This is a genomic window from Acidimicrobiales bacterium (assembly GCA_041394185.1).
Classification (GTDB): domain Bacteria; phylum Actinomycetota; class Acidimicrobiia; order Acidimicrobiales; family Poriferisodalaceae; genus JAAETH01.
The window spans coordinates 245,700-271,683 of record JAWKIQ010000005.1 but is presented as its reverse complement, the minus strand read 5'-3'; the positions used below and the strand labels follow the sequence as shown (position 1 = coordinate 271,683).

The 25,984-nt window shown below is 65.0% G+C and carries 30 protein-coding genes; 21 read left to right on the top strand and 9 right to left on the bottom strand.

Translation table 11 applies throughout. The features are described 5' to 3' along the window. Positions 1 to 18: 18 nt before the first annotated feature. Positions 19 to 669, bottom strand: coding sequence for a hypothetical protein (locus tag R2770_21360; GenBank protein MEZ5283012.1), 651 nt, complete (start codon positions 667 to 669; stop codon positions 19 to 21). Positions 670 to 812: 143 nt separating this feature from the next. Between R2770_21360 and R2770_21355 the strand changes: the two genes are divergently transcribed. From R2770_21355 to R2770_21345, 3 genes are read left to right on the top strand one after another with little or no spacing between them, the layout of a single operon-like run. Continuing rightward, complete coding sequence (locus R2770_21355) at positions 813 to 1,577, top strand: SDR family oxidoreductase (GenBank protein MEZ5283011.1); 765 nt, start codon at positions 813 to 815, stop codon at positions 1,575 to 1,577. A gap of 3 nt (positions 1,578 to 1,580) precedes the next feature. Then, on the top strand, positions 1,581 to 2,459 hold the full coding sequence (locus tag R2770_21350) for a 1,4-dihydroxy-2-naphthoate polyprenyltransferase (protein ID MEZ5283010.1): 879 nt from the start codon (positions 1,581 to 1,583) through the stop codon (positions 2,457 to 2,459). 44 nt (positions 2,460 to 2,503) lie between these two features. Continuing rightward, positions 2,504 to 3,535 (top strand): lysylphosphatidylglycerol synthase transmembrane domain-containing protein, encoded by a 1,032-nt coding sequence (locus R2770_21345; protein MEZ5283009.1) that lies wholly within the window; start codon positions 2,504 to 2,506, stop codon positions 3,533 to 3,535. Here R2770_21345 and R2770_21340 read toward each other — a convergent pair. The 4 genes from R2770_21340 to rlmN are packed head-to-tail and all read right to left on the bottom strand — an operon-like array spanning position 3,532 to position 6,218. Further along, positions 3,532 to 4,257: a ubiquinone/menaquinone biosynthesis methyltransferase gene (locus R2770_21340; GenBank protein ID MEZ5283008.1), complete on the bottom strand. Its 726-nt coding sequence runs from the start codon at positions 4,255 to 4,257 to the stop codon at positions 3,532 to 3,534. The genes R2770_21345 and R2770_21340 overlap by 4 nt on opposite strands. Then, positions 4,250 to 4,708, bottom strand: a complete 459-nt coding sequence (locus tag R2770_21335; GenBank protein MEZ5283007.1) for a MaoC family dehydratase — start codon at positions 4,706 to 4,708, stop codon at positions 4,250 to 4,252. The genes R2770_21340 and R2770_21335 overlap by 8 nt, the downstream gene beginning before the upstream one ends. Positions 4,709 to 4,732: 24 nt before the next feature. Continuing rightward, positions 4,733 to 5,107 carry a hypothetical protein gene (locus tag R2770_21330; protein MEZ5283006.1) on the bottom strand — a complete coding sequence of 125 codons (375 nt, stop codon included), beginning with the start codon at positions 5,105 to 5,107 and terminating at the stop codon, positions 4,733 to 4,735. A 37-nt stretch (positions 5,108 to 5,144) separates the two neighbouring features. Beyond that, positions 5,145 to 6,218 (bottom strand): 23S rRNA (adenine(2503)-C(2))-methyltransferase RlmN, encoded by a 1,074-nt coding sequence (gene rlmN / locus R2770_21325; protein ID MEZ5283005.1) that lies wholly within the window; start codon positions 6,216 to 6,218, stop codon positions 5,145 to 5,147. A 42-nt stretch (positions 6,219 to 6,260) separates the two neighbouring features. Between rlmN and R2770_21320 the strand changes: the two genes are divergently transcribed. Together R2770_21320 and R2770_21315 are read left to right on the top strand one after the other, a co-directional pair. After that, a complete protein-coding gene (locus R2770_21320) occupies positions 6,261 to 6,965 on the top strand; it encodes a VIT1/CCC1 transporter family protein (protein MEZ5283004.1) in 705 nt (234 codons plus the stop codon). Between the two features lie 89 nt (positions 6,966 to 7,054). Then, positions 7,055 to 8,356 carry a hypothetical protein gene (locus R2770_21315; GenBank protein MEZ5283003.1) on the top strand — a complete coding sequence of 434 codons (1,302 nt, stop codon included), beginning with the start codon at positions 7,055 to 7,057 and terminating at the stop codon, positions 8,354 to 8,356. Positions 8,357 to 8,368: 12 nt separating this feature from the next. Here the strand turns inward: R2770_21315 and mshD are convergent, their stop codons facing one another. Continuing rightward, positions 8,369 to 9,079, bottom strand: a complete 711-nt coding sequence (mshD, locus tag R2770_21310; protein MEZ5283002.1) for a mycothiol synthase — start codon at positions 9,077 to 9,079, stop codon at positions 8,369 to 8,371. 54 nt (positions 9,080 to 9,133) lie between these two features. Between mshD and nth the strand changes: the two genes are divergently transcribed. After that, on the top strand, positions 9,134 to 9,778 hold the full coding sequence (gene nth / locus R2770_21305) for an endonuclease III (GenBank protein MEZ5283001.1): 645 nt from the start codon (positions 9,134 to 9,136) through the stop codon (positions 9,776 to 9,778). Here nth and R2770_21300 read toward each other — a convergent pair. Further along, on the bottom strand, positions 9,770 to 9,961 hold the full coding sequence (locus tag R2770_21300; GenBank protein ID MEZ5283000.1) for a hypothetical protein: 192 nt from the start codon (positions 9,959 to 9,961) through the stop codon (positions 9,770 to 9,772). The two genes, nth and R2770_21300, sit on opposite strands and share 9 nt — an antisense overlap. A gap of 54 nt (positions 9,962 to 10,015) precedes the next feature. Here R2770_21300 and R2770_21295 point away from each other — a divergent pair, with 54 nt between their 5' ends. The 10 genes from R2770_21295 to hisG all read left to right on the top strand — a co-directional run bounded on the left by R2770_21295 (position 10,016) and on the right by hisG (position 20,577). After that, complete coding sequence (locus R2770_21295) at positions 10,016 to 12,124, top strand: hypothetical protein (protein MEZ5282999.1); 2,109 nt, start codon at positions 10,016 to 10,018, stop codon at positions 12,122 to 12,124. Between the two features lie 126 nt (positions 12,125 to 12,250). Further along, on the top strand, positions 12,251 to 13,552 hold the full coding sequence (gene hisD / locus R2770_21290) for a histidinol dehydrogenase (GenBank protein MEZ5282998.1): 1,302 nt from the start codon (positions 12,251 to 12,253) through the stop codon (positions 13,550 to 13,552). Further along, positions 13,549 to 14,640 carry a histidinol-phosphate transaminase gene (gene hisC / locus R2770_21285; protein ID MEZ5282997.1) on the top strand — a complete coding sequence of 364 codons (1,092 nt, stop codon included), beginning with the start codon at positions 13,549 to 13,551 and terminating at the stop codon, positions 14,638 to 14,640. The genes hisD and hisC overlap by 4 nt, the downstream gene beginning before the upstream one ends. Beyond that, on the top strand, positions 14,637 to 15,230 hold the full coding sequence (gene hisB, locus R2770_21280; protein MEZ5282996.1) for an imidazoleglycerol-phosphate dehydratase HisB: 594 nt from the start codon (positions 14,637 to 14,639) through the stop codon (positions 15,228 to 15,230). Before hisC ends, hisB begins: the two co-directional genes overlap by 4 nt. A gap of 50 nt (positions 15,231 to 15,280) precedes the next feature. Further along, a complete protein-coding gene (gene hisH / locus R2770_21275; GenBank protein ID MEZ5282995.1) occupies positions 15,281 to 15,934 on the top strand; it encodes an imidazole glycerol phosphate synthase subunit HisH in 654 nt (217 codons plus the stop codon). Then, positions 15,921 to 16,664 (top strand): 1-(5-phosphoribosyl)-5-[(5-phosphoribosylamino)methylideneamino]imidazole-4-carboxamide isomerase, encoded by a 744-nt coding sequence (gene hisA / locus R2770_21270; protein MEZ5282994.1) that lies wholly within the window; start codon positions 15,921 to 15,923, stop codon positions 16,662 to 16,664. The genes hisH and hisA overlap by 14 nt, the downstream gene beginning before the upstream one ends. Then, complete coding sequence (gene hisF / locus R2770_21265; GenBank protein MEZ5282993.1) at positions 16,661 to 17,431, top strand: imidazole glycerol phosphate synthase subunit HisF; 771 nt, start codon at positions 16,661 to 16,663, stop codon at positions 17,429 to 17,431. The genes hisA and hisF overlap by 4 nt, the downstream gene beginning before the upstream one ends. A 48-nt stretch (positions 17,432 to 17,479) precedes the next feature. Then, entirely contained in the window at positions 17,480 to 18,043 is a 564-nt protein-coding gene (locus R2770_21260) for a TetR/AcrR family transcriptional regulator (GenBank protein MEZ5282992.1), read from the top strand. 33 nt (positions 18,044 to 18,076) lie between these two features. After that, positions 18,077 to 19,630: an AMP-binding protein gene (locus R2770_21255; GenBank protein ID MEZ5282991.1), complete on the top strand. Its 1,554-nt coding sequence runs from the start codon at positions 18,077 to 18,079 to the stop codon at positions 19,628 to 19,630. Positions 19,631 to 19,701: 71 nt separating this feature from the next. After that, positions 19,702 to 20,577 carry an ATP phosphoribosyltransferase gene (hisG, locus tag R2770_21250; protein ID MEZ5282990.1) on the top strand — a complete coding sequence of 292 codons (876 nt, stop codon included), beginning with the start codon at positions 19,702 to 19,704 and terminating at the stop codon, positions 20,575 to 20,577. Between the two features lie 190 nt (positions 20,578 to 20,767). On the opposite strand, the gene R2770_21245 is transcribed toward hisG, so the two are convergent. Continuing rightward, complete coding sequence (locus R2770_21245) at positions 20,768 to 21,154, bottom strand: hypothetical protein (protein ID MEZ5282989.1); 387 nt, start codon at positions 21,152 to 21,154, stop codon at positions 20,768 to 20,770. Positions 21,155 to 21,395: 241 nt separating this feature from the next. Here R2770_21245 and infC point away from each other — a divergent pair, with 241 nt between their 5' ends. The 5 genes from infC to R2770_21220 all read left to right on the top strand — a co-directional run bounded on the left by infC (position 21,396) and on the right by R2770_21220 (position 25,240). Then, complete coding sequence (gene infC / locus R2770_21240; protein ID MEZ5282988.1) at positions 21,396 to 22,076, top strand: translation initiation factor IF-3; 681 nt, start codon at positions 21,396 to 21,398, stop codon at positions 22,074 to 22,076. 144 nt (positions 22,077 to 22,220) lie between these two features. Next, complete coding sequence (rpmI, locus tag R2770_21235) at positions 22,221 to 22,418, top strand: 50S ribosomal protein L35 (GenBank protein MEZ5282987.1); 198 nt, start codon at positions 22,221 to 22,223, stop codon at positions 22,416 to 22,418. 79 nt (positions 22,419 to 22,497) lie between these two features. Then, positions 22,498 to 22,854, top strand: a complete 357-nt coding sequence (gene rplT / locus R2770_21230; GenBank protein ID MEZ5282986.1) for a 50S ribosomal protein L20 — start codon at positions 22,498 to 22,500, stop codon at positions 22,852 to 22,854. Next, a complete protein-coding gene (locus R2770_21225) occupies positions 22,851 to 23,627 on the top strand; it encodes an RNA methyltransferase (protein MEZ5282985.1) in 777 nt (258 codons plus the stop codon). Before rplT ends, R2770_21225 begins: the two co-directional genes overlap by 4 nt. 50 nt (positions 23,628 to 23,677) lie before the next feature. Further along, on the top strand, positions 23,678 to 25,240 hold the full coding sequence (locus tag R2770_21220) for an AMP-binding protein (GenBank protein ID MEZ5282984.1): 1,563 nt from the start codon (positions 23,678 to 23,680) through the stop codon (positions 25,238 to 25,240). 62 nt (positions 25,241 to 25,302) lie between these two features. Here the strand turns inward: R2770_21220 and R2770_21215 are convergent, their stop codons facing one another. Next, the gene (locus tag R2770_21215; GenBank protein MEZ5282983.1) at positions 25,303 to 25,911 is read right to left on the bottom strand and encodes a hypothetical protein; all 609 of its coding nucleotides are present in this window, start codon (positions 25,909 to 25,911) and stop codon (positions 25,303 to 25,305) included. Positions 25,912 to 25,984: the final 73 nt, after the last annotated feature.

The following is a 25,984-nucleotide window of genomic DNA, read 5'->3' as shown; positions in this document are numbered from 1 at the left end:
CCGTGCGGAAGGCTGGCGTCAGAGGCCGTTCGGCAGGTACTCGCCACCGCGGGCTTCACATGTTGCCTGGTCGTCGCCCAGGCTCAGCTCGACGATGTTGCCGTCGGCGTCGGTGCGACGGCATACAGGACCGTTGAAGGGCACCGATGTGTCTGGCGTGACCGTGCCGTCCGGGTAAACCCGCACCACGTTGCCCTGGTCGTCTTGACACAGTGCTGCGCCGTCGACGCCACCGATCAGGCGGTTGTAGGGGTCTGGGCACCCGCTGCCAGGCTGCTCACAGATCGGCTCCTCGCCGTTGCTGCCGACCAGCACCATGCCCTCTGGGCAGCCCTTCTTCTCGCCCGTGGGCGGTGGGCTGGACGTGAAGCTGGCGTCGCTGCCGGCGGTCGTGTCGTCGGTGGATGTGTCGTCTGAGCCCAGCTGCTCGGAGGTCGCGGCACCTTCTGAGGTAGTGCTCGCCTGGCTCGTTGCCGAATCCGAGTCGTCGACGGTGGGCAGTTCGACCGAACCTTCGTCGGATTGGGTCTGGTCGCCCGGGTCGTCGACGACGATGACGGTGGTCGGCGAACTCAGTTCGTTATCGCCGCCCGAGCAGGCGCCGGCCAGTGCCAGCAGGGCCACGACCATGGCGAGGGCCTGTCGGGATGTTCGGTTGAGGTGATGCATCGAGACTCCAAGTTAGAGACCGGTGGGCTCAAGCGGGTGTCGGGTGGCGAAAGGGTTGTATATCGCAGGTTCCAGTGTTGTAGTCGGCAGGTGAGGCGCACCGGTTAGCTGACCGGAGCGACGGGCCGGATACAGTCTCGGCCATGGAACTTCGACTCGATGGCAAGGTCGCGATAGTCACTGGCGGATCCAAGGGCATCGGAAAGGCCATTGCGGCCGAGTACGCCGCTTCGGGCGCTCAGGTGATGATCGTTTCGCGCAAACCCGAGGGCTGCGAGGCTGCGGCCGAAGAGATCGGACACGGGTGTGTCTGGAAGGCCGGCAACGCCGGAGATGAAGACTTCATCGCCGACGTCGTCTCGACGTTGATGAACGACTACGGCCGCATCGACATCATGGTCAACAACGCAGGCGCCAACCCCTACGCCGGCCCGACCATCGACATCGACATGCCGCGCTGGAACAAGACCTGGCACGTCAACGTCAGCGCTCCACTGATGTGGAGCAAGGCGGTTTGGGACGCGTACATGAAAGACAGCGATGGCGGCTGCTCGGTGGTCAACATCTCTTCGGTCGGTGGATTCTCGACCAATCCGGCCATCGGTGCCTACGACATCACCAAGGCCGCGCTGATCCATCTCACCAAGCAACTCGCCGCCGAGATGGGACCCCAGGCCAACGTCAACGCGATCTGCCCCGGGCTGGTCAAGACCGACTTCGCCCGCATGCTGTGGGAGGGCGAAAAGGGCCACCAGGTCGCCCAGGCGTACCCGATGAAGAGGCTGGGAGAGCCGTTCGACATGGCCGCCATGGCCGTGTTCCTGGCTTCTGAGGCCGGCAGCTGGATCACGGGCCAGTCGATCGTCATCGACGGCGGCGGCCTGATTTCGTTCAAGCAGATCGGCTGAGCGCTGAATCTGGCTGGAACTTCGCTCGAGCACTGGGTCGAGGCTGCACGACCCAGGACTCTGCCTGCGGCCATAGTGCCCGTTGCCGTCGGAACCGGCGTTGCCATTGGCGGTGACGGCCCGATCTGGGGGCGGGCCGCGCTGGCCGCAGTGGTGGCCCTGGCTCTTCAGATCGCCACCAACTACGCCAACGACTACTCCGACGGCATCAGAGGAACCGATGAGGTTCGGGTCGGGCCGATGCGCCTGGTCGCGTCCAAAGTGGCCACACCCAAGGCGGTCAAGACCGCAGCGCTGTTGTGGTTCGGGGTCGCGGCGGTGTTCGGACTGTTGCTGGCCGCCCTCACCACCTGGTGGCTACTGGCGATAGGGGCCACGGCCATCGCGGCCGGTTGGCTGTACACCGGCGGACCGTCGCCTTATGGATACATGGGCCTGGGCGAGGTGTTCGTGTTCGTCTTCTTCGGTCTGGTGGCCACCGTCGGAACCACGTATGTGCAGACCGAGCAGATCGATTGGGTCTCGTGGCCCGCTGCGACTGCCGTTGGTCTGCTGTCGGTGGCGATGCTGATAACCAACAACCTGCGCGACATCCCAGGCGACGCCGAGGCCGGCAAGCGAACGCTGGCGGTGCGGCTCGGCGACCCCGGAACCAGGAAGTTCTACGTGGCCACCCTGGCTGCTTCCTTTGCCGCTATCGGGGTTTCGGCCATCGACCGCCCATGGGCACTGTTGGGGCTCCTGGCCGCTCCGCTGGCCTTGGCCCCGGCCAGGTCGGTGCTCGGCGGGGTCAAGGGTCGCGATCTGATCGCCGTGCTGGCTGCCACCGGTCGGCTGCAGCTGGCGGTGGCGGTTCTGTACTCGATCGGGTTGGCGATCTGACCCCCACCGGACGCGATGCGCCGGGTTTTACTACGGTGTCGCGCGTGGCCGAGCCCATCGAACGTCAGTCGCCTGGGGCGTTCTCGCGCGGCCGGGTGATGATGTTGATCGTCTCGGCCGTCGCTTTGTATCTGGTGGCTCCATCGCTGACCGAGGTGATGCAGGCGTGGCCGCGGCTGTCGAACATCGCCCCCGGCTGGTTTGCTCTGATGCTGGGTGCCCAGATCATCAGCTTCGCTGCCGTCTGGTATCTGCAGCGCCTGGCCTTTCGCGATGCCGGCTGGTTCGAGCTGATCACCTCGCAACTCGCGTCGAACGCGTTCAGCAGGGTCGTGCCCGGTGGCGCGGCTGCCGGTGGGGCCCTGCAGTTCCGCATGTTGCAGGTCGCAGGAAACGATCCGGCGGCCGCCGCGGCTGCTCTGACCGCGATGTCTTTGATGACGACCGCGTCGCTGTTCGTGCTGCCCGTGTTGTCGATACCGGCGATCTGGGCCGGCATGCCGGTTCCGAACTCGATCGCCAAGGCCGCTTGGATAGGTGCGGGCCTGTTCGTGGCGTTGGGCATAGTCACCGTGGTGCTGGCCCGGTCGTCCAGGTTGCTGCGGCTGGCGGGGCGAACAATCGAACGCATCCATCCGAGCAAGCCAGGCACTGTGGCCCTGCCTGAACGGCTGGTCACAGAGCGAGATGCGGTTCTTTCGTCGATCGGTCGCCGGTGGCCCCAGGCCGCGGCGGCATCGGTGGCCAAGTGGCTGTTCGACTTCTACGCGCTGTTGGCGGCACTGGTTGCCGTCGGCGACGAGCACAGGGTGTCGCTGGTGCTGCTGGCCTATGTGGCCGGAGCGGTGTTGACGATGGTGCCCATCACACCGGGCGGGCTGGGGTTCGTCGAAGCAGGCCTCACTGCGGCCCTGATTGCGTCGGGCGTCAGCCCGGGCCGGGCGGTTCTGGCAACCCTGGCATACCGGCTCGTCAGCTATTGGCTGCCGATATTGGCCGGTCTCGGCGCCTACGTGTGGTTCCGCATCCACTTCCACACCAGCATGAAGTGGGGCACAGCGGACCCGGTGAGCTAGCCGGAATCGCCTGTTCGGGTACCGGTCAGCATCTGGGCTGCTCCGAAAGTGAGAGCTTTCCACTCGGCGTCGGCGAAGCCGGCCCGCCGCAGGTCGGCCAGCATCTCGTCGACCGGGGGCAGGTACGCCAGCGATTTGGGCAGATAGGCGTATGCGCTTTTGTCTGACAGCACACCACCCACCCACGGAACCACCTTGCCGAAGTAGATGCCGTGGCCAAAGCGGGCGACGGGGTTGCGCGGTTCGGCCGCGTCTACCAGTGCGATGCGGCCCCCGGGGCGCACGACTCGGCCCAACTCGGTGAAGAAGCTTGGCAGGTCGACGAAGTTTCGCAGTGCGAAGCCACAGACCACGCCGTCGACGGACGCGTCCGCGACCGGAAGGCTCAGGGCGTCGCCCTGGACCATCTGGGCGGTCGTTCGCCGGGCTTGCATCATGCCCATCGAGAAGTCGACGCCAATGGGATGGTGACCCGCCGACGCCAAGTCGTTGCACAGGTCGCCGGTGCCCGCAGCTATGTCGAGCACCAGCGAACCCTGACTCAAACCCAAGCGCTCGACCGTGCGACGACGCCATCGCACGTCGATACCGAAGGTCATTATCCGATTGACGCGGTCGTACCTTGGGGCGATGCGGTCGAACATCGACCTGACGGCCGACGCCTTGGCTTCGCCCTCCAGGAGCCCCTCGTCGGTGACGGGGGAGGACGGAATGTCAGGCATATACCCGGTAGATGACCTCGGCGACGCAGGCAGGCTTTTCTGTGCCTTCGACCTCGAAGGTCATCTTGATCTTGTACTGGGCACCACCGTCGAAGCGGTCGACGCTGACTACCTCTGCTCCGGCCCTGACGTTGGAACCAACCGGCACCGGTGACATGAAGCGGATCTTGTCGGCTCCGTAGTTGACGCCCATTGCGACGCCCTTGACGGTCATGATCTCGGCCATCAGCATCGGCGCCAGCGACAGGGTGAGATAGCCGTGTGCGATGGGGCCTCCGAAGGGGCCGGCCTTGGCCCGCTCTACGTCGATGTGAATCCACTGGTGATCACCCGTGGCGTCGGCAAACGTGTTCACCTGCTCCTGGCTGACGTTGTGCCATTCGCTGTAGCCGAGGTGTGAACCGACCCGTGATTCGAGGTCGTCGAGGCCGTTGATCTCTGTAGCTGCCATGTGTCTCAGTCTTTCAGTCGAGGGTCAGCGAAACCATATGCGCGCATAGCTGCGGGTCTGGTCGTGCAGCAGCAGGGTCATCAGCGCCGCGGAGAACATCAGGCCGATCAGTGACAGGCCGAAGATGCCGTCGTCGAGCACGACCAGCAGGTCTACCAGAGTCATCACCGATGACCCGCCGATGGCCACCATGTAGCCGATCTTGCGCTCGCTGGCCACGCCAACAGCTCCGGCGGCCTGAGCGATGAGCGCCAAGAAGATGATCGATCCCGGAATTCCGGTGATGCGGGCCAGTACACCAACGCTGAACAACGAGAAGAAGGCGTTGAAGTAAGACAGCACCACCGCACCCTGCAGGGTCTGGGGCTGGCTGGGATTGAACCAACGAATTCCGTCCATGGGCCAAACAGTGTGCCAGCAAAGCGCGCGGTTGCGTTCAGCGACGCCCTATGCGGTGTTCGGCCTTCAGCTGCCCACAGGCCGCGTCTATGTCTGTTCCGCGATTGCGGCGCACGGTTGCGTTGACGCCGCCGGCCTTGAGCCGGTCGCGGAACTCGAAGATCGTGTCCATCGACGAGCCCGTGGTCGGGTAGCCAGGGGTGCGGTTCAGCGGTATCAGGTTGACATGGGCGCGCAGCGGGGCGGCATAGGCGGCCAGTTCGGCAGCGTCTTGTTGTGTGTCGTTTACACCGTCGATCATCGCCCACTCGAACGACAGCCGCCGGTGGGTGGTCTGGACATACCTCTGGCAGGCCCGAGCCAGATCGGCCAGGGGGTACCGCCGGTTCAGCGGCACCAGCTGGTCGCGCTTGGTGTCGTTGGCCGCGTGCAGCGACACGGCCAGCCCCACCTGGGTACCGAGGTCGGTGAAGCGTTCGATGCCCGGCACAACTCCGACGGTCGAGACGGTCAGGTGTCTGGCTCCGATTCCGAGGTCGGTGTTCATGCGCTCGATCGATGCCGCTACGGGCTCGAAGTTGGCCAGGGGTTCGCCCATGCCCATGAAGACGACGTTGTCGACGCGACGGTCGACCTTGCGGGCCTCTTGGCCTGCACGAATCACCTGCTCGACGATTTCCCCGACGGTCAGATGCCGATCGAATCCGGCTTGGCCGGTGGCACAGAATCCGCACGCCATCGCACATCCGGCTTGGCTCGAGATGCAGACGGTCGTTCGGTCGTCGTAGTGCATCAGGACGGTCTCGATGAGGAACCCGTCGCGCAGTTGCCACAGGAACTTGATGGTGCCTCCGTCACGGCTCACCGAGCGGCGCACCTGTAACAGGCCGGGCGGCAACAGGCCCTCTATCGCTCCGCGCAGGGTCTTGGGCAGATTGGAGATGTCGGCGGGGTCGAGCAGTTTCTCGTACAAACCAGACCACAGCTGGTCGAGGCGGAACCTCGGTTCGCCGTCCAGAAGCGAGGCCAACTCGTCACGATTCAGGTCGTACAGCGAAGGATTCGAGGGGAGTTCGCGCCCCTGCTCGTCGGGGTCGGGTGCTTGGGCCATCAAGGGGCAGACTACCCAGGGACAGCGGTTACAGTTCGTTGGGTGAGCCATCACATGCACGACCACCATCGCGATGTCCAGGGAGGCAACATCCGGGCCGCCGTGTTCGGCGCCAGCGACGGGCTGGTTTCCAACACGCTCCTGATTCTCGGAGTCGCCGGTGCCGACATCGCTTCATCGACGGTTCGGGTCACCGGTTTCGTGGGTCTGCTGGCAGGAGCTGTCTCGATGGCCGCCGGCGAGTATGTGTCGATGCAGGCCCAGAACGAGCTGGTCGAGGCCGAGATCAAACGCGAGCGTGAGGCCCATGCCAACGAGCCCGAGCACGAGATCGAAGAGTTGGCCGAGCTCTATGTCGAGCGAGGGCTAGACCCCGAGCAGGCCGCATCGATCGCCCGCTCGTTGATGAGCAACCCCGACATCGCGCTCGAGGTGCACACCCGCGAGGAGTTGGGTGTGTCGCCAGACGACTTGGCCTCGCCAATGGGGGCGGCCTCCTCGTCCTTCGTCGCCTTCTCCATAGGTGCGATCCTGCCGTTGGTGCCCTGGTTTTTCGCCGGCGGAACAGCGGCAGTTATTGCGTCGGTGGCCATCGCATTGACCTCGGCGGCGCTCATCGGCGCGATTCTTGCGACACAGACCGGTCGGTCGATCGTGCGCACCGCCGCCAGGCAGGTCGCAATCGCCGCCGGTGCCGCGTTGGCCAGCTACTTCATAGGCAAGCTCCTGGGAGTACAGGTCTCCTAGCGTCCGGCTCTTAGCGACAACTGGGGTTCTGGCGCCGCTGCTGGGTGGGTTTGGGTTGAGTGTCCTACCCCCTGTTTAGGGTTTGTGGCGTGACAGAGGTGCGGGTGGTGCTTAGCGGCGCCGAGCAACTTGAGGTGATGGATGTGGCCGGGCTCGAGGCCGAGCTTGGTGGCGTTCGTCGTGTGCGTGCTCGTTTGGATGGCCACGAGGCCCGGCTGTTGCACGCGTTGACCAAGGCCCGCCAGAGGGCCGCGAACCGCAAAGGCAAGGAGTCTGACTCCGATACCGGGAGCGAGGACGAGGCTGGGTCTGGGTCCAAGCCGGACCCTGGGCCGCCTGCTCCGTCGCGTAAGGCCCAACGCGAGGCCGAAGCCAGGTCGCGGCGTCTAGCGACCAATCCCGATGTTGCCGAGGCGTTGGAGGCTGGGGACATCAACTCCGAGCAAGCCGATTACCTGACCAACACCGACCTGCCCGACGACATCAAAGCCCGACTCTTGGCAGAAGCGATCGGCCAGTCGGCTGACGAGACCAGGGCGGCGGTTCGTGAGGCCGAACGCGAACAAACCCGTGAGGATCCTGACGAGCGGCTGGCGCGTCAGCGTCGACGCAGGCGTGGGTCTTGTGGGATCGACGGTGACGACATGATCTGGTTCAACGCCACATTGGACCCGGTCACTGGTGCTGCGTTGAAAGCCGAGTACGACCGCCGTGAGCGTGCTGCGTTTCATCACGACATGCGAACCATCACAGACCCCAAGAAGCGTCGCAGCCACCAACAACGGGGTGCTGACGTCATCGCCAGCATGCTGACAGACGGCCTCCTCCCAGCAGCCGACCAAGCCGACCCCACCGCAGACACCCGGGAACGGGCCGCTGGTTGCGTGAACCTGATCGTCGACATCGACCAACTCGCAAGGCCGGACGGGCTGGCCTACACCCTTGATGGAATCCAGATACCGGCATCGATCGCACGCTCGATGCTGTGCCGAGCCCAGATCAATGCGTGGTTTCAGCAGGCAGACAGGCGGCTGCTGGATCTGGCATATGACGTCGAATACGCCACACCAACACAGAAACTGGCCCTAGCCATACGCGACGGCACATGCAGATGGAAACACTGCAACACCGAAGCCACACGATGCGAAGCCCACCACCTGCACCATCGCGAACACGGCGGATCGACCGACCTCGACAACCTGGCGCTGTTGTGCCCGCATCATCACGACCGGTTGCACCAAAACGGCAACCGACTCTTCATGGGAGGCACACCGGACCAGTGGCGACTCGAGGACAGCCACGGCACCGTCATCAGCGAATGGACCAAACCACCACCACGACAACGAAGACCGGCCGGCAAACCACCGAACCAAACCACACGAACCGGCTAGTGGACGGGCTCCCTAGCCGATCGGTACGTACAGTCGCCGAACGGTTTCGGTCGTGAAGCCGAGCGACTCGTACAACTTGGCCGCGGGGGTGTTGTCGGCATCGACGTAGAGGATGGCTCGGTCGTATCCCCGCGACTGGATAGACCTCAGACCGGCAACGGTCATGGCTCGCCCGAGGCCCTTGCCGTGATGGGCGGGGTCGACCCCTATCACGTAGATCTCACCCGCAGGCGGGGTCTCATCGTCATGGATCTTCGTCCAGCAGAAACCGGCGATGGCGCCGTCGACCTCGTGAATCAGGAACCCTTCAGGGTCGAACCATGGCTCGGCCTCGCGTTGGCTCACCTGTTCGACAGTCCAGCCGCCCTGTTCGCGATGCCAGGCAAAGGCCCGGTTGTTGACCCCGACCCACTCGGCCTCGTCGTTGCCTACCCGAAAGGCCCTGATGTCGAGCCCCTCGGCAGCCTCGAAACCCCCGACCGGAGGCAGATTCACCTCGAGCTTCCACAGGTCTCTCTGGGCCTCGAGACCAATGCTTCGCATCGCCTGGTCTAGGTCGCCCTGGGCTTGATCGGGGTGGTCAACCCAGGTGGGTGCCAGGTGTGAACGGGCGATCTCTCGCACCGCAGCGGCGATGCCGGTTGCACTGTGGCCCGCAGCGTTCAGCTCGAACAGCGGCCCGGTCGCATCGGCGCCCACCGCTATGTCGATCGTTTCGCTCACCCAGTCGAGGCTATCCGGGTCGGGGCTGCCCGGTGTGAGCTAGCGTCTCGACCGATGGGAAAGCCCCGATCGCCCAAGGGCCGAGCCAAGCTCGCGCATCAGCGTCTGGCCGCAGAGTACGAAGCGGTGGTCGAGCTCGATCACCGCAACCCGTTCGAGCTGCTGGTGGCAACCATCCTGTCTGCCCAGTGCACCGACGCTCGCGTCAACATGGTGACGCCGGCCTTGTTCGACCGCTACCCAAGCGCCCAGGCCCTCGCCGGCGCCGACGAGACCGAACTGCAGGAGATGGTGCGGTCGACCGGGTTCTACAAGAACAAGGCCCGAAGCCTGTTGGGAATGGCCAGGGCGTTGCTCGACAACCATGGGGGAGAGGTGCCCACCGGCATCGACGAACTGGCGGCTCTGCCCGGAGTTGGGCGCAAGACGGGCAATCTGATCCGCACGGTGTCGTTCGATCTTCCGGGCTTGCCCGTCGACACCCATGTGAGGCGAGTGGCTCAGAGACTGGGGCTGACCACCTTGCAGGATCCCGACAAGATCGAAGCCGAACTCAACCCGATGGTGCCGGTGGGCGAGCGGGGAGACTTCGCGCTGCGGCTCATCTTGCACGGACGCCGAGTGTGTTTTGCCAAGAAACCGGCCTGTGACGACTGCGTCCTGAACGACTTCTGCCCCAGCGCTTTCGAGTCACCGTAGCGATCGCGACGCCTTGTCCAGGCGTCGAATCGCCATACGCAGGGCCCGGTCGACCTCGTAGAGCTCGGCGGCGATGTCTTCCTTGTCGGTGTCGACCATCGAGTCGGCGGCCACGGTCACCCGATTGCGCAGTTCGTCGAGCAAAGTCGAGATCGATCCGAGTTCTGCGCTGGAGGTGGACACCCGGGCATTGTTACACGCCTTGGTGACAGCAGCTCCTACGACTACTCTGAGTTCATGAAACGGTGGGTGCTAGCACTGTGCGTGGTGGTCGGTCTTCTCGCTCTGGGGCCAGGCCTCACAACTGGTGCTGCCGCAGGCGACCAGCCTGTAACACTGGCCGAGCTGGATCGGTGTGGCGACTATTGGCCCGAGGCCCAGCTGGTCGACGAGGCCTCGCCCGACCCTTTGTTGCAGCAGATTCAGCGCACCCGTGCCGAGGTGGGCTACAGCCACGCTGAGGCCGAGGTGTGGGCCGGCGTGGTCGAGAACCGCTATGTCCCAGGTTTCGGGGCGTTCACTCCGGCAGAGGAATCACAGATGTCGGTCGTGCAGAACGTCGGTGAAACACCGTTCTCGATCGCACAAGCGGTGGGCGTGCCGTTCATCGGCCGCATCGATCGGCTGCGAGACCGCATCGTTATCGACGTGGAGACCGAGACCCAGCGGGCGGCGTATCTCGCCGAGCTCGAGCGCCGGGTCGGCGTCGGCGCGGTCAGTCGCAACCTGGCCGACCGCTTCGAGGTCGTCGCCTCCGGTACCCCATGGGCCCGACTCGAGGCCGAACACGATCTCTTGTCGTCGCGGTTCAGTCAACTCGTCGATCTGGGCGTATGGGGGATGAGCCCCGCAAACGCGGCGCACGACAAGGCGATCATCGAGATCTATCAGTCGAACTTCGACGCGAACTCAGCGGTCGACATCTCGGCGATCTTCGACGGGGTCGACACCAACTATGTGTGCTTGGGTGTGGCGCCCAATCCCGAGCCGGAACCACCTCAGCCCTCGGGTGATGGATGGACTGTGGTGGGCGAGGTCTTCCCCGATCCCGGCTACAACGGCGCAGGTGATGGGCTCATCGAGGTTTATGGCACCCCTGCCCATCTGGCGGACGCCTGGCGATTCGGTGGCCAACCAACACAGTTCGACCCAATGACGCAGTTCGCGGTCGTCGTAACAACCGGCGTGGGCGGTTGCCCCGAGACCAACTTGACCTCGGTCGAGGAGACCTTCGACGGGCTCCATTTCGAGTTCACCAACTATCCGCAAGCGCCCGTGTGCACCGCCCAGGGGAGCCGCTACTCCTTCGCCGTGCTGATCGAACGCCGATTGGTCGGCGCGGGCCCCGTGGTGTTGCGCACCGAGCGTGGCTACCCCGCGATTGGGCTGGTTGCTGAGCCAGGCCAGGCAGTGCGGCCGGTCGAATTGGTCGGCGCTCAGCCTCACGACGCCGCGATCATCCCGATCTCAGACCGGACCCTCCGGCCAGGAGGCGGCACATGGTGGGTGGATCGCGGTGGCGGCGTCTATTCCATGGGCGGGGCGCCGTACCTCGGGGGCATGGGTGGAATCATCATCGACGAGCCGGTTGTGGCCGTCGTCGCCACGCCGACGGGTCGCGGCTACTGGTTGTTCGCTGAAGACGGGGGAGTGTTCGCGTTCGGCGACGCCCCATTCCTCGGATCGATCCCGGGTGTCTTGGCGCCGGGTACTCGGCTGGCCAGCCCCATCGTCGACGCAGCGGCCACGCCGACCGGTCGCGGGTACTGGATGGCGGCCTCCGATGGCGGGGTGTTCGCCTTCGGCGATGCCGCATATTTCGGGTCGGTTCCTGGTGTTTTGCCGGCGGGTTCGACGGCCGAGATCACAGGGTTTGGTGCCACGCCGGACGGCAACGGATATCTGTTGACCACCAGCGACGGTGCCTTGTTCAACTTCGGATCGGTTGACCTGGCCGTAGGCGGGGCGGCGGTCAGCGAGGTCGACGATGTGATCGTCGACAACGGGGGCGAGGGCGTGCGGCTCGTCGTTGGCTTCGGCGCCGTCGATCTGGGCCCGGCAACCGGCCTCGCACATCCTGGCGAGTCGATGCTGGCCTTCTGCCCGCCCGGGCTTCGGAGGCAAGGCGGCGGCCCGGGCTCGACCGAGTTGACCACCATCACCCCGTTCGGTTGGTCGCCGGCCGCCGACCCCGATGCCGAGCTGAGGTCTCGGCCGGCGCTGGCTGACGGCATCTGGCTGCAGGTCGACAACGTGTACACCGACCCGATCCGGGGGCGCCAGGTCTGGATAGATCACACCGTGTCCGGTTTCGAGGTCGATGGCTATACCCGTTGCGTCGCCTGACACCCTCGGGCCGAGGTGGCGTCCCTCGGCGCCCCTCTAGGGGCGCCGGGGACAGACACTTCGGTTCGCGGTGGGGTGGGAAAAGGCGGTCTGGGGTGACGAGGCAGGGCGATACGATCGACCTTCGTGTTGAGGCGCCTCGATCTGCGTGGAAAAACCGGCGACCTGGCGGCTCTGTTGCCTCGTCCCGATCTGTCGATCGACGCGCCCACCAACGCTGTGCGCAACCTCCTCGACGAGGTAGCCACCCGCGGTGACGAAGCCGTCAGAGAGCTGACGGCCCGCTTCGATGGGGTCGACATAGACGACCTGCGGGTGCCCGTGGCCGATATCGAGGCTGCCGCCAGCAGGCTCGACCCCGCGTTGCTCGACGCCTTGAGGCTGGCTCACGACCGCATCCTCGAGTTTCATCGTCACGAGGACGCATCCAGCCACCGCGTCGACAGCGGCGGTATCGCGATCGAATCGATACCCCAGCCGGTGGAGCGTGCGGGCGTGTATGTGCCGGGCGGCCTGGCCGCCTATCCGTCGACGGTTCTGATGACCGTGCTGCCCGCTCGGGCCGCGGGTGTGGACGACATCGTTGTCTGCACCCCGCCCAAACCCGACGGGTCGGTGCTTGACGTCGTCCTTGCCGCCGCCCACCTGTGCGGCGTAACCGAGGTGTTGCGCATCGGCGGCGTGCAAGCGGTTGGCGCCATGGCATATGGCACCCAATCGGTGCGGCCGGTCGACGTCATCGCCGGCCCCGGCAACATTTGGGTGGCGACAGCAAAACAAGAGGTGGCAGGGCGTGTTGGTATCGCGTCTGCCTTCGCCGGCCCCAGCGAGATCGTGGTGGTGGCCGACGCCAGCACACCGGCAACCAGCGCTGCGGTCGACGTCGTGTTGCAAGCCGAACACGGCCCAGGCGGCCGAGCCTGGCTGGTGACATGGGACGAGGCCCATGCCGATGCCGTCGACGAGGCCATCGCCCGCATAGTCGACATGTCTCCGCGCCGAGACGAAACCCTTGCGACCCTCGAATCCGATGGCTGGATATGCCTGGTCGACGGCCCGCAACAGGCCATCGAAGTCAGCGACGGCGTGGCTCCCGAGCACCTCCAGCTGATGTGCGAGAACGCCTCGGCCTTGGCCCGCACCGTCAAGCACGCAGGAGCCGTCTTTGTCGGCCCGTGGGGTCCGGCGTCGATCGGCGACTATGTCGCCGGGCCGTCCCACGTATTGCCCACGGCCGGCACCGCCAGGTTCTCGGGTGCTCTGACGGTCGACGATTTCCAGAAGCGCATGCACATCATCGAGGTGTCCAAGCAGGGTTTCGACGCCGTTGCGCCCGCCGTGGTGGCCCTGGCCCAAGCCGAGGGACTGTGGGCCCACGCCGCATCGGTTTCGCAGCGCCAGCGCTGGGCGCAGGAGGGTCTGCAGTGAACCCACGCCCAGAGCTGGTACGCCCCGATCTGCGGGTGTTGGAGGGCTATCACTCGCCCCAACTAGATGTCGAGGTCAGGCTCAACACCAACGAGGCGCCGACGCCTCCGCCCGCCCAGTTCACGCTGGATCTGACCACCGCCTTGTCCGGCATCGAGTGGCACAGGTACCCAGACCGCGGCGCCACCGAACTGCGCGCTGCCATCGCCCGCATGCATCAGGTTGACCCTGCGCAGGTGTTGGTCGCGAACGGCTCGAACGAGGTCTTGCAGACGATCTGCCTGACCTTTGGAGGGGCCGGCCGCACCGTGGCAACCTTCGAGCCGACCTACGCCATGCACGGACAAATCGCGCGCACCGTTCAGTGCGAGGTGGTCGAGGGTGAGCGCAACGAACAATTCGAACTCGAAGATGCCGAACTGACCCGTGTGCTGGCTCAGGCAGCACCTGCCATATCGTTCCTGTGCTCGCCCAACAACCCGACGGGCACCGCCGAGCGCGTCGAGATCGTTGAGCTGGCGCTGAACCTGGCGCCTGGTGTGGTGGTGGTCGACGAGGCCTATGGCCAGTTCGCCAGCTTCTCGGCCCTCGATCTGTTGGCCAGGTCGGGTGGCGCCAACAGCGACCTGCCGTTGCTGGTGACCCGGACCTTCTCCAAGACATGGTCGATGGCGGGCGCCCGGCTGGGTTATGTGGTTGGCCCGTCGTGGATGATCGCCGAGATGGAAAAGGTGTTGTTGCCTTACCACCTCGACACCGCCAAACAACTCGCCGGCACCATCGCCTTGCAGTTCCAGGACGAGATGAACGCCCGCGTTGCCGCCATCATCGAAGAGCGCGGCCGCATCAGCAGCCGTCTGTCGGAGATGGGCTTCCAGGTGTGGCCGTCGCAGGCCAACTTCGTGCTGTTCAGAACCACTCCTCTCGGCCGCAAGGGCAAGGACGTCTGGCAAGGGCTGGTCGATCGATCGGTGCTGGTGCGCGACTGCTCGTCTTGGCCGCGGCTGGAGGGTTGCCTGCGCGTCACGGTGGGCACACCAGGCGACAACAACCGGTTCCTCGAAGCACTCGAAGAGGTGATCTCGTGACCCAGCGATCAGCCGCCAGGCAACGCCAGACCAAGGAGACCGACATCGATCTTCGGCTCGAGGTCGACGGAACCGGCTCGGTCGATGTCCAGACCGGCCTGCCGTTCTTCGACCACATGTTGGCCCAGCTGGCCAAGCACGCCAGGTTCAACCTCTACTTGAGGTGCAGGGGCGACATCGAGATCGACAGCCACCACACGGTCGAAGACACCGGCATCGCACTTGGCGAGGCTTTCCGTGAGGCCATGGGCGACAAGGCCGGTGTGCGGCGCTTCGCCAGCATCACGGTGCCGCTCGACGAGGCTGCCGTCGAGGTTGTGGTCGACCTGTCCGGCCGACCGTTCCTGCACTACGACATCGATCCGCCCGGCGAGAAGATCTTGGGCGACCCGCCGTTCGATCCTCAGCTGTGTGAGGAGTTCTGGCGGGGGTTCGTGATGGCCTCTGGCATCACATTGCACCTGGTGATGCTGAGGGGCAAGAACACCCACCACATCATCGAGGCCAGCTTCAAGGGCGCGGCCAGGGCGATGTACGACGCGGTCAAGATCGTCGACGACGTCATGCCCAGCACGAAAGGGGTGCTGTGAGCCGCACGGCGGACACCCGAAGGGTGGACCAGAAGGCGAACGTCGATGCTGTGAGCCGCACGGCGGACCAGAACGCGCCCTTGGTTGCCGTCATCGACTATGGCATCGGCAACCTTCGTTCGGCCCAGAAGGCGTTTCAGCGCGCCGGTGCCGACGCCAGGCTGACCTCAGACCCGGGCCTCATCGCAGAGGCGGCTGGTGTGGTGCTGCCCGGCGTGGGGCACTTCGGGTCGTGCATCGGACAGTTGAGGTCGTCGGGGATGTTCGACGTGACGCTCGATGCGGTGCATTCCGATCGTCCGTTCCTGGGCATCTGTGTGGGCATGCAGATGCTGTTCGAGGGTTCCGAGGAAGCCCCCGGGGTCGAAGGGCTGGGGGTCATACCCGGCATGTCCAGGCTGATACCGCCAGGGCTGCCCAGGCCACACATGCAGTGGAACCGCCTCGACATCGAGCGCCCCGAATCGCACCTGCTCGCGGGGCTCGACGGCGAGGTGTGGATGTACTTCGTGCACAGCTACGCCGCCGATACCGAGCCCGAATACATCGTCGCCACAGCCGAGTACGGGGTCGATCTGACCGCCATGGTCCAAAAGGGCGACAAGCTGTGGGCCACCCAGTTCCACCCCGAGAAGTCGGGCGATCGCGGACGCCAGTTCATCGCCAACTTCGTGTCCGAGGTGTCTGCGGGTGCCCGTGTTTGAGCTGTTCCCGGCCATCGATCTGCGCGACGGGCGCTGCGTGCGGTTGCTGCAGGGCGACTATGACCGCGAGGTCCGCTACGAGGCCGACCCGGTCGAGGTTGCGTTGTCGTTCGAGGCGGCCGGTTCACCGTGGATACATGTCGTAGACCTGGACGCGGCAAGGTCGGGGGTGGCGACGAACCTCGACGTCATCGGCTCGATCGCTTCTGCCGTGTCGGTGCCCGTGCAGTCGGGCGGTGGTGTCAGGTCGGTCGATGCGGCGAAGGCCCTGTTCGACGTGGGCGTGACCCGCTGCGTCGTCGGAACCGCCGCCGTCGAGAACCCCGACGTAGTCGATCGACTGGCGGCCGGCGGGCATCGCGTCGCCGTCGGCCTCGACGTCAAGGGCGACGAGGTGGCCATCCGCGGCTGGGAACAGGGCAGCGGCCGGTCGATTTTCGACCTGCTGCCGCGGTTCGCCGACGTGGGCGCCGACGCCGTCATAGTCACCCAGATCCACAACGACGGCATGGGCCACGGCCCCGATTTCGATGGGCTAGCTGCGGTGTTGGCGGCCACAGATCTGGCTGTTGTCGCCAGCGGCGGGGTTGGCAGCACCGACCACATCGCCGACCTGGTGCGTGTCGAGGTCGAAGGCAAGACGCTGGCCGGGGTCATCGTCGGCAAGGCCCTGCACGACGGCACCATCTCGATCGATGCCGCCGTCGCCGCATCGAAAGGAACGTCATGAAGACCGTCAGGGTCGTTCCCTGCCTCGACGTCGACAGAGGCCGGGTGGTCAAGGGTGTGCGGTTCGTGGAGTTGCGCGATGCGGGCGACCCGGTAGAACTGGCCGCTCGCTATGACCAGCAAGGCGCCGACGAGGTGGTGTTCCTCGACATCACCGCCAGCTCCGACGACCGCGACACCATCGTCGAGTTGGCAGAGCGCGCAGCCGAGGAGTTGCACATCCCCTTCACCATCGGCGGGGGAGTGCGCACGGTCGAAGACGCCAGGCGCCTGTTGCGGGCCGGGGCCGAGAAGGTTTCGGTCAACTCGGCGGCTGTCAGTCGCCCCGAGGTGGTTTCCGAGATCGCCAACGAGTTCGGTAGCCAGTGTTGTGTGGTGGCCATCGACGCCAAGCGGGTGGGCGACACCAGCGCCTGGCATGTCTATGTAAAGGGTGGCCGAGAGGACACCGGGCTCGATGCTGTCGAGTGGGCTGTCGAAGTGGCCAGGCTCGGCGCCGGCGAGATACTGCTGACGTCGATGGACGGTGACGGCACGAAGGCCGGCTACGACCTCGAGCTGACGCGCACCATCGCCGAGGCCGTCGATGTGCCGGTGATCGCGTCGGGCGGTGTCGGAACGCTCGAGCACCTGGTGGCCGGCGCCGTCGAGGGCAAGGCCGATGCGGTTTTGGCCGCATCGATCTTCCACTTCGGGCAACACACGGTTGCCGAGGCCAAGCAGGCACTGCTGGATGCCGGGGTGGCCGTGCGCCCGCCTGGAGCCTGACCGGCTGAATAGGTCTGCGGCCGGGCCACACGGCTAAGCTCGCTCCTCATGGGGGAGGGGGCTCACCACGAGGACATCAAGCTCTCTCTCGTCGACGCTGTAACGGAGCTGATCGCCGCGCACGGCATCGAGGGATTTACCGTCAGCGACGTCACCGGCAAGGTGGGGATCGCCCTGGGCAGCTTCTACCGCTACTTCGATTCGAAGGAGCAACTGATCGAGGCGGCCATACTCAACCATCGGGCCGAAACCTCCGACCTGCGTGCCTTGATCGACAAGGGCGAACACGACCCGATCGATCTCATCGGCATGTTCCTCAGCCGCAACTACGTGACCATGTCGCACGATCCGGCGCGCGCCGGTTTCGAACATGCGGTGATCGGCCACCCGTTCTACGCCAAGCTCATAGCGGCCGACGCAACAGCGCTGCTCGAGCTGAACCCACCCTCGGACGAGCTGGTGAGGCGTCGAAGCGACTTCATGGTGTCGCTGCTGAAGGGCTTCATGATCGCTGCGCACGAGTACGCGGCCGATCATCCCGAGGTGTTCGACGACGAGCTGGCTCTGGTCGACGCGATGACGATTATCAAGCGGGTATTCGGCGAGACCTGACCTGGGGATCGTCGCAACACATCTAGGGGGACCATGTATCCAGGAGTCCATGCGGCGGAAAAGCCCGATCACCCGGCGGTGATCATGGGCCGCACCGGAGAAACCCAGACCTATGCCGAACTGGACGAGCGCTCGTCCAGGCTGGCGTCGTTCTGGGTCAGTTCTGGTCTGCAGAAGGGCGACCACATCGCCCTGTTCATGGAGAACCAGATCCGCTTCATGGAGGTCGTCTGGTCTGCATTGCGAAGCGGGCTGTACGTCACCGCCATCAACAGCTACCTGTCGGCTCCCGAGGTCGCCTACATCGTCGACGACTGCATGGCCAAGGCCGTGGTCACGTCGGCGGCGCGCCACGCGGTCGCGTCCGAGGTTCAGGCGCTGGGCGAGACACCAGCCGTCGACACCTGGCTGCTGGCCGGAGCCGAAGGTGCCGCACCCGGATTCGACGACTACGAAGCCGCCATCGCGGCGGCCGATCGCTTCGACCCAGAGCTCGAGACCATGGGCTCCACGATGCTGTACTCGTCTGGGTCGACCGGACGCCCCAAGGGCATCCTGCGCGCCCTTCCGGGCACCCACCCCTCCCAACCCGACGCCAGGGCGCTTGGGTTGGTAGCCAACTACGACTATGGCCCCGACATGGTCTACCTGTCGCCGGCGCCGATGTATCACGCGGCCCCGCTGGCCTTCGTCACAGGAGCCCAGCGCCACGGCGGCACCGTGGTGATGATGGAAAAGTTCGACGCCGAATATTCGCTCGACCTGCTGGCCCGATACCGGGTTACACATAGCCAGTGGGTGCCAACGATGTTCGTGCGGATGCTCAAGCTCGACGAATCTCAACGCGCCGGACGCGATCTCAGCGCTCACCGCGTCGCGATCCACGCCGCCGCGCCGTGCCCGGTAGAGGTCAAGCGCCAGATGATCGACTGGTGGGGGCCGATCCTCTACGAGTACTACGCCGGCACCGAGGGCATGGGCAGCACCATCGTGACCAGCGAAGAGTGGCTGACCAAGCCGGGAACGGTGGGCAAGCCGCGCAACTGCGAGATCGTCATCGCCGACGAGGACGGCACCATCTTGCCCGCAGGCGAGATCGGCACCGTCTACTTCCGCGGCGCCGCCGACTTCGAGTACCACAACGCACCCGAAAAGACTGCCGAGGCCCACCTCGACGCCAACACCGCAACCCTCGGCGATGTCGGCTACGTCGACGACGACGGCTACCTGTTCCTGACCGACCGCAAGGCGTACATGATCATTTCGGGTGGTGTGAACATCTACCCCCAAGAGGTCGAGGACTGCCTGGTGCTGCACCCCGACGTCGCCGACGTGGCCGTGTTCGGTGTGCCCGACGCCGAAATGGGCGAACAAGCGAAGGCCGTGGTGCAGCCCGCCGAGGGAGTTCAGGCCGGCCCCGACCTCGAACGCGCCATCATCGCCTACACCCGCGAACATCTGGCCCACTTCAAGTGTCCAAAGACCGTCGACTTTCTCGACGAGCTACCCAGGCTGCCGACGGGCAAGCTCTACAAGCGGCTATTGCGCGACAAGTACTGGGGCAAACACGATTCGAAGATCGTCTAGCCCAAAGGCCCGGCCGTCGAGGTCGAAAGTCCGGATTGGGCGACTGCTACAAGGCGCTAGCTTGGGACACCATGCTCAGACTTGTCCTGCCCAAGGGGTCGCTCGAGAAGGCGACGCTTCAGCTGTTCGAAGAGGCCGACCTGGCCGTCAACCGCAGCAGCTCCGTCGACTACAAGGCCGAAATCGACGACCCCAGGGTCGCGGACGTGCGCATCCTGCGGCCACAAGAGATCGGTGGCTACGTCTCCGACGGCTTGTTCGACATGGGCATCACAGGCCGCGACTGGATCGAGGAGACCTCGGCCAACGTCGTGTCCTTGGGCGAGATGAAGTACTCGAAGAACACCTCCAAGCCGGTTCGGATCGTGCTGGCGGTGCCCAACGATTCGCCGTGGCAGGCGGTCACCGACATGCCCAACGGTGTCAAGGTCTCGACCGAGTATCCAGAGTTGACCCGGCGGTACTTCGCCGATGCCGGCATCGAGGCCGACATCAAGCTGTCGTACGGTGCCACCGAGGCCAAGGCCCCAGACATCGTCGATGTGGTCGTAGACATAACCGAGACCGGTCGGGCTCTGAAGGCCGCCGGTCTGCGCATCCTCGACACCATGCTCACCAGCTACACCGAGTTGGTCGTCAACCCCGAGGCATACCAAGACCCCGACAAGCGCAAGGCCATGGAGCAGATCAAGACCCTGCTCGACGGTGTTCTCGACGCTCGTGGGCGGGTACTGGTGAAGATGAACGTCCCGGCCGACGCACTGCAGGCTGTCATAGAGGTGCTGCCGTCGGCCAAGGTGCCAACGGTCAACGAGCTGTTCGGCGGCGCCGGTTATGCGGTCGAGACGGTGGTGTCGAAGGACAAGATCAACATCTTGATCCCAGAACTGGTCGAACGTGGTGCCACCGACATCCTCGAAATGGGCATCGCCAAGATCGTGCCTTAGCTTGCTGCTAGTTCGCGCCCTTCGGGCGCTCATACGCAGGTTGGCTAGCTGCTAGTTCGCGCCCTTCGGGCGCTCATACGCAGATTGGTCTTTGCCGTTCGTCGCCGAGGGCTCCTCACTACGTCTGGGTAGAGCTGCTAGTTCGCGCCCTGCGGGCGCTCATACGCAGATTGGCTAGCTGCTAGAAGGCTCAGTCTTGTTCGTCGGGGTCTTCGGCTTCGTTCATGGCGGTCGAGACCTCGACGTAGGCCATACGAAGCTGGGTCAGGGCCGCAGCCAGGGTCTGGTGCTCGGCGAGGCGATCACCCAGATTGTCGACAAGCAGGCCCATGGCGTCTATCGGCAGGCGGGCCTTGTCGAGGCTGCCGGTGCGCAGGTGCAGCGCGGCCAACTCGAAGAGCCCCATCACGTGGTTGGCCACAACCTGTTCGACCGGTGCAGCGACCAGCTGGGCCTGTGCTCGCGCCAGCTCCTCCTCGAGTGCCTCGGCCTGGGCGGCGGTCAGCTCGGGCTCGGTTGGCTGCCCGGCAGCATCGCCCGGTACCTCGTGCTCGCCGTCTGGTGTCCAAAGGCTCATCTGAGCGGTCCTTCCGTTGTGGAGAGGCGAATTGTCGCCGGCAGCTGCTAGGGTAGGACACCGGACAACTGAGGCAAGCGGGGCCGCGCCCCCACCTGGCCACGCCGAGTGCGCCAGGTCTACAGAAAAGCCCTCGTGGCTTTCTGTTGTGTGACCGTTTCAAACGGTCTCGTGGGCGGGCTCGTTTTCTTCGAGTCCGCCTGGTTTCGTTTCGGGCCCAGCCCGCTCGTCGCCAGGTGAGTTGCACATAACGGACACTCAGGAGGCGTCCCTTGGACAAGCAGGTCTTGTCATAGCACCCGCAAACGAAGACGAACCCCGTCGCAACGAACGGATCCGGGCCCGCGAGGTCCGTCTGGTCGGCCCCGACGGTGACCAGATCGGCATCAAGCCGCTCCCCGAGGCTCTGGCAATCGCCCGTGCCGCCGAACTCGACCTCGTCGAGGTGGCAGCCCAGGCAAACCCGCCGGTGTGTCGGATCATGGACTACGGCAAGTTCAAGTACGAGGCCGAACAGCGAGCCAAGGAATCTCGCCGCAAGTCTCGTGCTGCCGAACTCAAGGAGATGAAGTACCGGCCCAAGATCAGCGTCGGCGACTTCAACACCAAGACACGCAATGTCGAGAAGTTCTTGAGCCATGGTCACAAGGTCAAGCTGACGATCATGTTCCGCGGTCGAGAGATGGCACACCCAGAACTCGGGCGAGACATCCTCGACCGGGTCGCCGAAGCGGTCAGCCATGTCGGCAAGGTCGACCAGTACCCGCGGCTCGACGGTCGAAACATGACGATGGTGCTCAGCCCCGACAAGCGGGCCCAGCAAGCATCGGCACGCAAGAAGGAAGCCGATAGCCAGGCAACCGACACGGCCGAGCAACAGGACAAGACCGAAGCCGAGGCTTCCGCCGCAACCGGCGACTGATCAACCGAATCACAACCGTTCTCGTCATCAGATCCGGCGGCAGGTGCTTTGCATCGTCCGCCCGATCGTCACGAGCGGGCCCGGGTTCTCGCCACGACGCGAGGACACCACCCCAAGCCACCATCAAGACACGAGGCAATGCTCATGCCAAAGATGAAGACCCACAGAGGCACCAAGAAGCGCATCAAGACCACTGGTTCTGGCAAGCTGCGCCGGCGCCAGCGCAACCGCGCCCACATCCTCGAGAAGAAGAGCTCGCGTCGCAAGCGCCGGCTCGCCGGCGAGGTCGATCTCGCCCCGGCAAACGAGGCGCGTATCAACCGCATGCTCGGTCGTCGCTGAGCCAACCCATAGGCGCTCTGCGCCGCCCCACTCCCGGCGCATCTAGCGCCAACTTCTCCAAGATCGAAAGGAAGAACCGATGGCACGCGTCAAGCGCTCTGTGGCCTCGAGAAAACACCGCCGCACGACCCTCGCGAAGGCCAAGGGCTACTACGGCAACAAGAGCCGTTCGTACCGGGCTGCAAACGAGCAGCTCATGCACTCGGGTCAGTATGCGTTCCGCGACAGGCGGGCACGCAAGGGTGAGTTCCGCAAGCTCTGGATTCAGCGGATCAACGCCGCGACCCGCGAGCACGGCCTCAGCTACAGCCGGTTCATCAACGGGCTGCACACCGCCGGTGTCGAGGTCGACCGTAAGGTCCTCGCCGACATGGCCATCGCCGATCCGGCAGCCTTCGCCAAGCTGGTCGAGGTCGCCAAGGCGAACCAGGGTTGAGCTCTCCGCAGCACCTGGCGGCGTCCAATCGTCGCGTGGTCGAGCTGCGCAAGCTGACTAATAGCCGCAAGGCCCGTCGCGACGAGCAGGTGTTCGTCGTCGACGGGCCTCGTGCATTGTCGACCCTGGTCGCCGCCGGCGCTGGGGTGAGGGCGGTGTTCGTCGACGAGCAGCACCCGGTCGAGTCGTTGCCGTTCGAGCTGCCGCACACGACGGCCGTTTACGAGCTCGACCGTTCTGTTCTGGCATCGGTCGCCGAGTCGAAGAGCCCTCAAGGTGTTCTGGCTGTTGTCGAGCTGAAGATGGCCGCGCTCGAGACCGTGGTGGCCCACCCCCGCGTTGTCGTTCTGGACGGGGTCCAAGACCCGGGCAACGTGGGCGCCATCGTTCGGGCCGGTGCGGCGCTGGGGTGGGGCGGTGTCGTGGTTTGTTCGGGTTGTGGCGACCCGTGGTCGCCCAAGGCGGTGAGAGGCTCGGCTGGCACCATCGGTCTCGTAGACGTTCTGGCCGACATCGAGGTCTCTGACGCCATCGAGGCCCTGGGCGTTGCGGGTTTCACGGTTGTGGGTGCCGACATGAATCCGTCGACCGAGGTCACCTCCATCGATCCCGGGCAGCGTTTGGCGCTGGTGCTCGGCGCCGAAGGGGCGGGCCTGAGCGCGCAGGCTCGCAGCGCAATCGATGCGACGGTCGGCATCGCCATGGCTCCTCTGGTCGAGTCGTTGAACGTCGCCGTGACGGCAGGCATCTTGATGCACTCACTGGCTCGATGAGCCGGCCACGTCGATAACATCGTCTGCCAGCGAAGACCGACCCTGGGGGCATGATGATCGTTCATCCGAGCAAGCTCGAAGACCGCGAACTTCCCGTGATGTCAATCACCGACTACGTGCTTCGTCACGCGGCCCACAAGGCCGATGTGCCGGCGTTGATCGACGGTGCTTCTGGCAGGGTGGTCACGTTCGGCGAATTCGCCGATCTGGTTGCCAGGCTCGCCGGTGGTTTGGCGGCTAAGGGTTTCGGCAAGGGTTCGACCCTGGCGCTGATCGCTCCGAACATGCCCGATTACGCGATCGTGTTTCATGGCGTGGCCCGGTCGGGCGGAACGGTCACCACCGTCAACCCGGTCTACAACGCGGACGAGATCCGCCACCAGCTGATCGATTCGGGCGCGACCATCGCCATAGCCGTGTCGGCGGCGATTCCGACCGTGATGTCGGCAATCGAGGGCACGTCGGTCACCGAGGTCTACTCGATCGGCGACAACGATTCGGCCCAGAGTTACGAAGCCCTGTTCGGCGATCCGATCGACCAGGTCGACGTCGACCCCATGCAAGACGTGGTCGTGTTGCCGTACTCGTCTGGCACCACCGGGTTACCCAAGGGTGTGATGCTGACCCACCACAACCTGGTGGCCAATCTGGTGCAGGCCGAAGCCGCCCTCGAGTACTCCGAGGGGGATGTGGCCTTGGCGGTTCTGCCGTTCTTCCACATCTACGGAATGCAGGTTCTGATGAACGGCGTGCTGGCGTCTGGGTGCACGGTTGTGACCCTGCCGCGGTTCGATCTGGTTCAGGCCCTCACCCTTATCCAAGACCACAAGGTGACGGCCTTCTATGCGGTGCCGCCCATGGTGCTGGCACTGGCGAAACAACCTGTCGTCGATCAGTTCGACCTGTCGTCGCTGAAGTTCATCTTCTCGGGCGCGGCCCCGCTGGGCGCCGATCTGCAGGAAGAGTGCGAGCAGCGGGTCGGTTGTTCGGTGGTCCAGGGCTATGGCATGACAGAGCTGTCGCCGATCACGCACGCAACCTTGCCCGGCGACCAGAAGGCCGGCTCGGTGGGTGTCACCATGCCCAACACCCTGGTGCGCATCGTCGATGATGAGGGCAACGACCAAGATATCGACGGCGAGGGTGAGCTGTGGATCAAGGGCCCGCAGGTGATGAAGGGCTACTTGAACAACCCCGAGGCCACCGCGGCCACGATCGATGCCGATCAGTGGCTGCACACCGGCGATGTCGCGAAGATCGATTCCGATGGCCACGTGTACATCGTCGATCGGGTCAAGGAGCTCATCAAGTACAAGGGTTTCCAGGTGCCACCTGCCGAACTCGAGGCGCTCATCGTGACCCATCCGGCCGTCGCCGATGTGGCGGTCATCGGTGTCGATGATGCCGAGGCCGGCGAGCTGCCCAAGGCGTTCGTGGTGTTGAAGCCCGACGCCGAGGCATCGGCCGAAGACATCCAGAGCTTCGTGGCCGATCGGGTCACCAGCTACAAGCAGATTCGTATCGTCGAGTTCCGGTCGGAGATTCCGAAGTCTGCTTCTGGCAAGATCCTCCGCCGCTTCCTCAGGGACGAGGAGCGAGCGAAGCAGGGCTGAGCGGAGCGACCCGGGGGTACAGAGCGAGCGAAGCAGGGCTGAGCGGAGCGACCCCGGGGTGATCAGTCGGGGCGGGCGACCAGGTCGAACGCGTCTGGCGGCATGACGGCGCCGAAATAGTGCTCTTCGGCCGAGGACCACACAAGTTCCCAGTCGTCTCGGTATTCGTCGCCTTCGCGGTCCAGCAACTGGGCCCGCCGGCGTTGGGGGTCGGTGTCCAGCAGAACCCGGAGGTCGATGAGGTCCGACAGTTCGGGCCTGGCGCTATACGCGCCTTCGAGGATCACCGTGGGTGTGGGTTCGAGCGTTGTGGGCACGCTCGAGAGGCTGCCGTCGAAGGCCTCCCAGTCGTAGGCGTGATATTGCGCCGGCCGTCCCTGTCGAAGGGCCTCCAGCACGGGTCGCTGCCGCCGCCAGTCGATGCAGTGGTCGGCCCGTTGTGACGGAGTCATTTCGAGCCAGCGGTCGATCGCCTCGCCCGAATAGAAGTCGTCGCCTTCGACCACGGTCGAGCCCAGGTGTCGAGCCAGTTGGGCAGCCAGCGTGGACTTTCCGGCCCCGCTTCTGCCGTCGATGGCGATGACTCTGACACCGGCTGGGGTCACCAGGTCCTGGAGGGCGAGCGTTATCGCGGTGACGGCTGCCTGGTACAAGGTTCCCCCGATGCCCACGGCGGTACGATTCGCCAATTCTGCCGACAACCGAGCCGTTCGACACTGCCTGGTTGTCGCGATTTGCGGGCGG

Bases quoted from the DNA above. Each gene is read 5' to 3' on its own strand.
- R2770_21245 (MEZ5282989.1), bottom strand. From the start codon at position 21,154: ATGAGCCTTTGGACACCAGACGGCGAGCACGAGGTACCGGGCGATGCT.
- nth (MEZ5283001.1), top strand. From the start codon at position 9,134: ATGGGAAAGCCCCGATCGCCCAAGGGCCGAGCCAAGCTCGCGCATCAG.
- hisF (MEZ5282993.1), top strand. From the start codon at position 16,661: ATGAAGACCGTCAGGGTCGTTCCCTGCCTCGACGTCGACAGAGGCCGG.
- R2770_21360 (MEZ5283012.1), bottom strand. From the start codon at position 669: ATGCATCACCTCAACCGAACATCCCGACAGGCCCTCGCCATGGTCGTG.
- hisG (MEZ5282990.1), top strand. From the start codon at position 19,702: ATGCTCAGACTTGTCCTGCCCAAGGGGTCGCTCGAGAAGGCGACGCTT.
- R2770_21295 (MEZ5282999.1), top strand. From the start codon at position 10,016: ATGAAACGGTGGGTGCTAGCACTGTGCGTGGTGGTCGGTCTTCTCGCT.
- R2770_21335 (MEZ5283007.1), bottom strand. From the start codon at position 4,708: ATGGCAGCTACAGAGATCAACGGCCTCGACGACCTCGAATCACGGGTC.
- rplT (MEZ5282986.1), top strand. From the start codon at position 22,498: ATGGCACGCGTCAAGCGCTCTGTGGCCTCGAGAAAACACCGCCGCACG.
- R2770_21220 (MEZ5282984.1), top strand. From the start codon at position 23,678: ATGATGATCGTTCATCCGAGCAAGCTCGAAGACCGCGAACTTCCCGTG.
- R2770_21260 (MEZ5282992.1), top strand. From the start codon at position 17,480: ATGGGGGAGGGGGCTCACCACGAGGACATCAAGCTCTCTCTCGTCGAC.
- R2770_21330 (MEZ5283006.1), bottom strand. From the start codon at position 5,107: ATGGACGGAATTCGTTGGTTCAATCCCAGCCAGCCCCAGACCCTGCAG.
- rpmI (MEZ5282987.1), top strand. From the start codon at position 22,221: ATGCCAAAGATGAAGACCCACAGAGGCACCAAGAAGCGCATCAAGACC.
- R2770_21340 (MEZ5283008.1), bottom strand. From the start codon at position 4,257: ATGCCTGACATTCCGTCCTCCCCCGTCACCGACGAGGGGCTCCTGGAG.
- R2770_21255 (MEZ5282991.1), top strand. From the start codon at position 18,077: ATGTATCCAGGAGTCCATGCGGCGGAAAAGCCCGATCACCCGGCGGTG.
- rlmN (MEZ5283005.1), bottom strand. From the start codon at position 6,218: ATGGCCCAAGCACCCGACCCCGACGAGCAGGGGCGCGAACTCCCCTCG.
- R2770_21355 (MEZ5283011.1), top strand. From the start codon at position 813: ATGGAACTTCGACTCGATGGCAAGGTCGCGATAGTCACTGGCGGATCC.